Origin of the sequence: uncultured Campylobacter sp., assembly GCF_938030685.1 — a bacterium.
Lineage (GTDB): Bacteria > Campylobacterota > Campylobacteria > Campylobacterales > Campylobacteraceae > Campylobacter_B.
Genome location: NZ_CALHHX010000089.1, coordinates 21,364 through 29,021 on the forward strand (window position 1 = coordinate 21,364; position 7,658 = coordinate 29,021).

5 protein-coding genes are annotated in these 7,658 nt (G+C 51.3%); 1 reads left to right on the forward strand and 4 read right to left on the reverse strand.

Features of this window, described 5'->3' with window-relative positions; all coding sequences use genetic code 11:
* Nucleotides 1–51: 51 nt before the first annotated feature.
* Nucleotides 52–744 (reverse strand): aspartate/glutamate racemase family protein, encoded by a 693-nt coding sequence (locus tag Q0369_RS04335; RefSeq protein WP_298096466.1) that lies wholly within the window; start codon nt 742–744, stop codon nt 52–54.
* A gap of 110 nt (nt 745–854) precedes the next feature.
* A complete protein-coding gene (gene nifJ, locus Q0369_RS04340) occupies nt 855–4,436 on the reverse strand; it encodes a pyruvate:ferredoxin (flavodoxin) oxidoreductase (RefSeq protein WP_298096469.1) in 3,582 nt (1,193 codons plus the stop codon).
* 786 nt (nt 4,437–5,222) lie between these two features.
* On the opposite strand from nifJ, the gene Q0369_RS04345 reads away from it, so the two are divergent.
* On the forward strand, nt 5,223–6,392 hold the full coding sequence (locus Q0369_RS04345; protein ID WP_298096472.1) for a sugar transporter: 1,170 nt from the start codon (nt 5,223–5,225) through the stop codon (nt 6,390–6,392).
* A 290-nt stretch (nt 6,393–6,682) separates the two neighbouring features.
* Here Q0369_RS04345 and ttdB read toward each other — a convergent pair whose 3' ends face one another.
* Nucleotides 6,683–7,294, reverse strand: a complete 612-nt coding sequence (gene ttdB, locus Q0369_RS04350) for a L(+)-tartrate dehydratase subunit beta (RefSeq protein WP_298096476.1) — start codon at nt 7,292–7,294, stop codon at nt 6,683–6,685.
* On the reverse strand, nt 7,291–7,658 hold a 368-nt coding region (locus Q0369_RS04355; protein WP_298096480.1), incomplete at its 5' end, for a fumarate hydratase. The genes Q0369_RS04355 and ttdB, both read right to left, overlap by 4 nt.

Below are 7,658 nucleotides of genomic sequence, written 5' to 3' on the forward strand. Positions count from 1 at the left end.
ATATAAAAATTTGAAATTATAAGCTGGAATTTTGCCGGCTTATATTTGTATTTACTCGCTTAAAGCTAGACTTACTGCCGCATCGATGTGGATCTGCGTAGTATCAAATAGCCACGCGGCGGTATCTGCTTGCGATACGAGCAGCCCGATCTCCGTGCAGCCCAGTATCACGCCCTGCGCACCGCGAGCCCTAAGTCCTTCAATGATCTGCAAAAATTTCTTCTTGGAATGTGGTAAAATTTTACCAAAGCAAAGCTCATTAAAAATTACTTCGTTTACCGCTTCCATTTCGTCCGCATTTGGCACGAGCACCTCCATGCCACCCTCTATTAAGCGCCGCTTGTAAAAATCCTGCGTCATCGTGTAGATCGTGCCGAGCAACCCTACTTTTTGCACGCCATGCTTTCGTAGCTCATTTAGCGTAGCGTCTGCAATATGTACGAATGGCACGGAGATGGCGGCATTTATCGCCTCGTAGCACTTATGCATTGTGTTGGTGCAAAGAAAAATATAATCCGCTCCGCCGCCTTGCAAAACCTGCGCGTGACGAGCTAAAATTTCACCTGCCCTGCCCCACTCATTATCTCTTTGGCACCGCTCGATCTCGTCGAAATTTAAGCTACTTAGCAGGATTTCGCCGCTACTTAGCCCGCCTAGACGCTCGTTAATTTTGCGATTGATCCCATCATAATAGGTAATCGTAGATTCGTAACTCATGCCGCCGATTAGTCCAATTTTTTTCATGGATTTTCCTTTTAAAATTTATACGGAATTTTATGCAGTCCCGCGAAATTTAATAAAATTCCGGATTGCAAAATTTGCAGAGCCGGAATTTCAACAAATAGCCGCAAAGCTTAAGCATTCTCGCTCGCGACGCCCGCAGAGATAACCTCATCGCCGAAATCGGCATTCGCAAGCCGTTTGAGCTGGCGGTAGCGTCTCATCGCGTCGGCTTTATTTGCTTCATAAAGCTTACCCGCGTGCTCGGGATCGATCTTTTTAAGCGCGTTGTAGCGCACTTCGTTTAGCAAAAATTCCTCATAAAGGCTCCAATCCGGCTCTTTGGATGAAATTTTAAGCGGATTTTTGCCCTCCGCCGCGAGTCGCGGATCGAAGGTATAGGTTGGCCAATAGCCGCATTTGCTCGCAAGTTCGGCTTGATCGCCGGAGCTGCCCATGCCACCTTTGATGCCGTGCGCGATACACGGCGAATACGCGATGATGAGACTAGGTCCCGGGTAAGCCTCCGCCGCCATGATCGCCTTTAGCGTCGCGGCTTGGTTTGCGTTGGAATTTACCTGCGCGACGAAGATGTTGCCGTAGGTCATTGCGATTTGGCCTAGGTCTTTTTTCTGAACGCGCTTGCCGCCTGCAGTAAACTGCGCGATCGAGCCGCGGCGGCTAGCCTTGGAGCTCTGTCCGCCCGTGTTTGAGTAAACCTCCGTATCTAGCACCAGCACGTTTACGTCTTCGCCGGTAGCCAGCACGTGATCAAGTCCGCCGTAGCCGATGTCATAGGCCCAGCCGTCGCCGCCGATGATCCACTGAGATTTTTTGTTTAGATACTGCTTCAGTTCTAAAATTTCACGAACCCCGGGCGCGTCCAAATTTTGTTCTAGCAACGACACCAGCCTATCTCTGATCTGAGCGGATTTTAGCGTATCGTTTCTGTTTTCGATCCAGTCGTGATAGAGCGCCTTTAGCGCGTTTGGCACGCTTGAGAGCGAGCCTAGCATCAGATCCTCGATCTTATGGCGCAGCGTCTCGCTTGCGATCTTCATTCCCAGCCCAAACTCGGCGTTATCTTCAAAAAGCGAGTTCGCCCACGCGACGCCGCGGCCGTTCTCATCCTTGCGGTACGGCATCGAAGGCGCCGATCCGCCGTAGATCGAGCTACAGCCCGTGGCGTTGGCTACGATCATATGATCGCCGAAAAGTCGCGTGATCAGCGTGATGTACGGCGTCTCGCCGCATCCCGGGCATGCGCCGTGAAATTCAAAATACGGGCGCGCAAAGCCCACGCCCTTGACACTTGATCTGTCCATCAAATCGTCTTTGTATCTTACGTGCTCGAATAAAAAGTCCGCGCTTTCTTGCTCGCCTTTTGCGAGTTCTTCTTCAAGCGGCACCATGACGAGCGATTTTTCCTTGCTCGGGCAGTTTTCGGCGCAAAGCGCGCAGCCCGTGCAATCTAGCGGGCTTACCTGGATCTTATATTTTAGCCCCTTTAGCTCCTTGCCCTTGGCTTCTAGCAGGTGATCTTTTAAATTTAAAGGCGCAGCGGCTTCGTCCTTTTCGTCTAGCAAAAACGCCCTGATTACGGCGTGTGGGCAGACGAAGGCGCACTGGTTGCACTGGATGCAGTTTTGCTCGATCCATTTAGGCACCGTGACGCCTACGCCGCGCTTTTCAAATCGCGTCGTGCCCGCGTCAAAGCCGCCATCCTCGTGCCCTAAAAACGCCGACACCGGCAAGCTATCGCCGCGCGCTGCGTTCATTGGCTTTACGATCTTTTCTATAAATTCGTCGCCTTTGTATTTATCGTTCGTATCCGCTGCGTCATCTTTTAAATTTACCCACGCAGGATCAATCGCTACCTGCACCAAAGCGTCCGCGCCCCTATCGATCGCGTCGCAGTTCATCGCCACGACCGCCTCGCCTTTTTTGGCGTAGGTTTTCTTGGCGTATTCCTTCATATAGCTTTGCGCCTGCTCAAACGGGATGATGCCGCTAAGCTTGAAAAACGCCGATTGCATGATCGTATTGGTGCGGCCTCCAAGCCCTATATCGTGCGCTAGTTTGGTGGCGTTTAGAATGTAAAATTTTACCCGTCTTTGGGCTAGAATTTTTTTGACCTTGTTTGGAAGCTTTACCGCCGTCTGCTCGGCATCCCAGATGGAATTTAAAAGGAAGGTGCCGCCTTCGCGGATGCCCCCGATGACATCGTAGATGTCTAGATACGCGGCGACCGAGCAGGCGACGAAATGCGGATTTGAGACGAGATAGGTCGAGCGGATCGGCCTTTTGCCGAAGCGCAGGTGCGAGCGCGTGTAGCCGCCCGATTTTTTGCTGTCGTAGGCAAAATACGCCTGCGCATAAAGATCGGTTTTATCGCCGATGATTTTGACGGAATTTTTATTCGCGCCCACGGTGCCGTCCGCGCCCAAGCCATAAAACAAGCACTCTATCTCATCCTCATAGCCGAGCGAAATTTTATCTCCCACGGGTAGCGATAGATGCGTCACGTCGTCGTTGATGCCGATCGTAAAGCCGTTTTTAGGCTCGTTTGCATTTAAATTTTCATACACGGCGATTAGCTGCGCGGGATCAACGTCTTTGGAGCTTAGGCCATAGCGACCGCCCACGATGAGCGGAGCGTCCGCGCGCCCGTAAAAAGCGGCTTTTATATCCAGATACAGCGGCTCGCCGAGGCTGCCCGGCTCCTTCGTGCGGTCGAGCACGGCGATTTTGCGCACGCTTTTAGGCATCGCGGCAAAAAGATATTTGAGGCTAAAAGGCCTATAGAGATGCACTTTTAGCACGCCTACCTTCTCGCCCTTAGCATTTAGATGATCGACCACCTCTTCAAGGGCTTGATTGACCGAGCCCATCGCGACGATCACGCGCTGCGGCTCACTTGCGCCGTAATAGACGAAAGGCGCGTAAGATCGCCCCGTGATCTTTGAAATTTCGCTCATATACTCCGCGACGATGTCCGGAAGCGCATCGTAAAATTTATTGACTAGCTCGCGCGTCTGAAAATACACATCGTCGTTTTGCGCCGTGCCACGAGTTTTAGGATGCTCGGAGCTTAGCGCGCCCTCTCTAAATTTACGCACGGCCTCGCGATCCAGCAAGCGATCAAACTCGGCATAGTCCATCACCTCGATCTTTTGAATTTCATGGCTCGTGCGAAATCCGTCGAAAAAGTGCAAAAACGGCACTCGCCCCTTAATCGCCGCAAGATGCGCGATACCGCCCAGATCCATCACCTCCTGCACGCTGTCGCTTGCAAGCATCGCAAAGCCGCTTTGGCGACAGGCGTAGACGTCTTGATGATCGCCGAAAATGGAGAGCGCCTGCGCCGCAAGCGCGCGCGCCGCGACGTGAATGACGCCCGGAAGCATCTGACCCGCGATCTTATACATATTTGGAATTTTTAGCAAAAGCCCCTGCGATGCGGTATACGTCGTCGTAAGCGCGCCTGCTTGGAGTGAGCCGTGCACGGTGCCCGCCGCGCCGCCTTCGCTTTGCATCTCGACTACCTTAACGGGCATGCCAAAGAGGTTTTTTTTGCCCTGCGACGCCCAGATATCGGTGTAATCCGCCATCGGCGAGCTAGGCGTGATCGGATAGATGCCCGCGACCTCGGTAAAGGCGTATGAGACGTAAGCCGCCGCCTCGTTTCCGTCCATCGTTTTCATAACTTTTGCCATTTTTAGTTCCTTTGGAATTATCAAATTTCGCTAATTTTACATATTTATTGCTTAAAAATTTAAATGCTTCGCAAACCGAATAAAATTCTAAAGCTTTATCACAGCGGCGGGCTACAAGCGCGATCTGCTGGCAGTTTTAGACGAGCATTGCGGGCGATTTGAGACGGGCTCTTTCACCGCTTTGAAAATAAATTTTGCATACTTTAAGCGCAGATTGCAAGCAGCGGGTAGAGATTAATGCAAATTTAGCCACCTGACTCGAAATTCTAACCTAAATATCAAATGACGGGAATGCGCGAAAATTAAGAAATTTAAAAATGCACTTGCCACAAGATGAAAAAACCTCATATCGCAACAAGACTGGATAATAAATTTAGCCACTACAAAGTTTTAACCGCCATACGCATCCAAGCTCAACGTAGCGAATTTTTATTTATAACTTGCAACATCGCGGTATATAAAATTTCAACGCATTCTGCCAAATACAATAAATTTTATTGCCTCCTAACGAGCGCAGCGCAAATTTCATTTTAAATTTTCACTGGTCGATCGCTACGTGAATTTTACCCCATGCAACTTTGCGTTTTGAGCGTAAATTCTATTTCCGCAAGCTGCGAGGAGGATAAATTTAGCTATAATCCTCCGCTTAGATTTGGCACGAAACGCGGCACGTATATACGGCACGGAATTTAAAATTTTAAAATTCCGAGCAGAACTCGGAAAGCTAAAAACCGCTAAATGCGCTAAATTTAAAGTTTAAATTTAAAAGCTGGAAAGAGAAAACCGATGAATGTCCATAAAATCGCTTATACGAGAGTTGTCGCGTTAGCGTTTGCCGCCTTTATTTTTAACACGACGGAATTTATCCCCGTGGCACTGCTAAGCGACATTGCGGCGGATTTTGAGATGGATGTTACGAGTACGGGCCTAATCATCACGATCTACGCGTGGGCGGTGAGTATCCTTTCGCTGCCGTTGATGCTGCTAACCTCAAAGCTCGAGCGCAAGAGGCTGCTTTTGCGGCTTTTTGTACTGTTTACGCTAAGCCACGTCCTGGCGGCCATTGCGTGGAATTTTGCCGTTTTGGTAATCGCGCGACTGGGCATCGCGATTTCGCACGCGATCTTTTGGTCGATCACCTCATCGCTCGTCGTGCGCGTAGCGCCGATAAATAAAGGCTCTCAGGCTATCGGCATGCTGGCTTTGGGCACTTCGCTTGCGATGGTTTTGGGACTTCCTTTGGGGCGCGTGATCGGCGAGCTTTTTGGCTGGAGGATTACGTTTTTCGCGATCAGCGCGCTTGCGGCGGCGGAGGCGCTGTTTCTTTGGAAAATTTTACCGTTTTTGCCAAGCAGGCGCGCAGGTTCTCTTGCGAGCCTGCCTATGCTAGCAAGGCGCCCGATGCTGCTTGCTTTGTATCTGCTGACGTTTTTGATCGTAGGCGCGCATTTTACGACCTACAGCTACGTCGAGCCATTCGTGGCGAAATTTAACCCCGCAGGCGATCACTTCGTAACCTACGTCCTGCTTGCGTTCGGTGCTTCTGGCATTCTTGCTAGCGTGCTTTTTTCGAAGCTTTATCGCCATTTTCCAAACGCATTTTTGATCTGCGCGATTCTCTTTATCCTAGCTTCGGTGCTGACGTTAAAAGCTTTTGTCACAAATGACGCGGCGCTGCTGCTCGCGGCTTTCGTCTGGGGAGTGGGAATTTTTGGCTTTGGGCTTTGTTTGCAGATTAGGGTTTTGGCGCTGGCTCCCGACGCTACCGACGTCGCGATATCGATTTACTCGGCGATTTACAACGTAGGCATCGGCGGCGGAGCTCTTTTGGGGCATCAGATCGCAACGAGATTCGGGCTTTGGCACATAGGAGAAGCGGGCGCGATACTGGGCACGCTAGGGCTTGCAAGCCACCTCTACGCAAGCGTAAAATTCGCACAGAAAAATAGCGCGTAGGCTAAATTTACGAAAGAGCTTCGGCGAGATTAGCGTGCGCTTTTAGTCGGCGCTTTAAAACGGCAGTTCTATGGGTCTAAATTTTTAAAATTTATCCCTCGCGACCAGCTAAATTTGCAGATAAAATTTAATCTCGCGCCTAGCCCCGCTGCCTGCTTTATTGATCATCCGCGCTATCCACCCAAAGCTCTTAAAATTTGCCCCTCGCTAGAGCGCTAAATTTTAAAATTTAGCGACAGTGCGTAAGAATTTAAGACGTAGAATTTAAAGCGGGGGCCACCAAATTTTAACTACTTTATAAACCCTACCTGCGGTAAAATTTCAGCTAGCGCCGCGTCCTTTTTCTCGTTAAATTTGACCTTGTTTTGCTCGAAAAGATTGTTTCCGTGCGCGTCGATCGAGACGATGAGCGGACCAAACTCCTTCACGCGGCACTTCCACAGCGTCTCAGGCATCCCAAGCTCCGTCCAGTCCGCGCTCTCGATCTGCTCAACCTGCGTCGCGGCGACCACCGCGCAGCCCGCCGGAAATACGCAGTGTATCGCGCCAAACTCCTTGCAGCCGCTCATAGTACCCTCGCCCATGCCGCCTTTGCCCACTATCAGGCGCACGCCGGTTTTGGCGATAAACTCGCGCTCGAATTTCTCCATCCGCATGCTAGTCGTCGGCCCGACCGAGACCATCTCAAAGCTTTTATCACCCGTTTTTCTGATAATCGGCCCCGCGTGCAGGATCGCGCCGCCTCTGATATCTAGCGGCAGCTCGCGACCCTCCTGCACGACGCGTCTGTGCGGCACGTCGCGGCAGGTGACGATGTGCCCGCTGAGGTATATCACGTCGCCGATCTTGATATCCGCTAGATCCTCGGCGCTGATCGGCGTGGTTAAAATTTTCTTACTCATAGCGCGAACTCCTTGTGCGATTTTACGGCAAAGCTTAGCTGCTCGTCCCAGACGATATGGCCTTTGCGGTGCGACCAGCAGCCTACGTTTACTGCAACGGCGATGACGCTTGGGTGGCGGGCGCAGTTTTCGATATGCACGCCCATGACCGAGCTTGCGCCGCTCATGCCTTGCGGGCCCAGGCCTATTTTATTGATGCCCTCTTCGAGCAGCTTTTCGGTTAGCGCGGCTCGGTCGTTTGGATTGCGCGAGCCTAGCGGCCTCATCAGCGCTTTTTTAGATAGTAGCGACGCCACGTCGATCGAGGTGCCCACGCCCACGCCGACTAACAGCGGCGGACAGGCGTTTATGCCGTAGCTGGTCA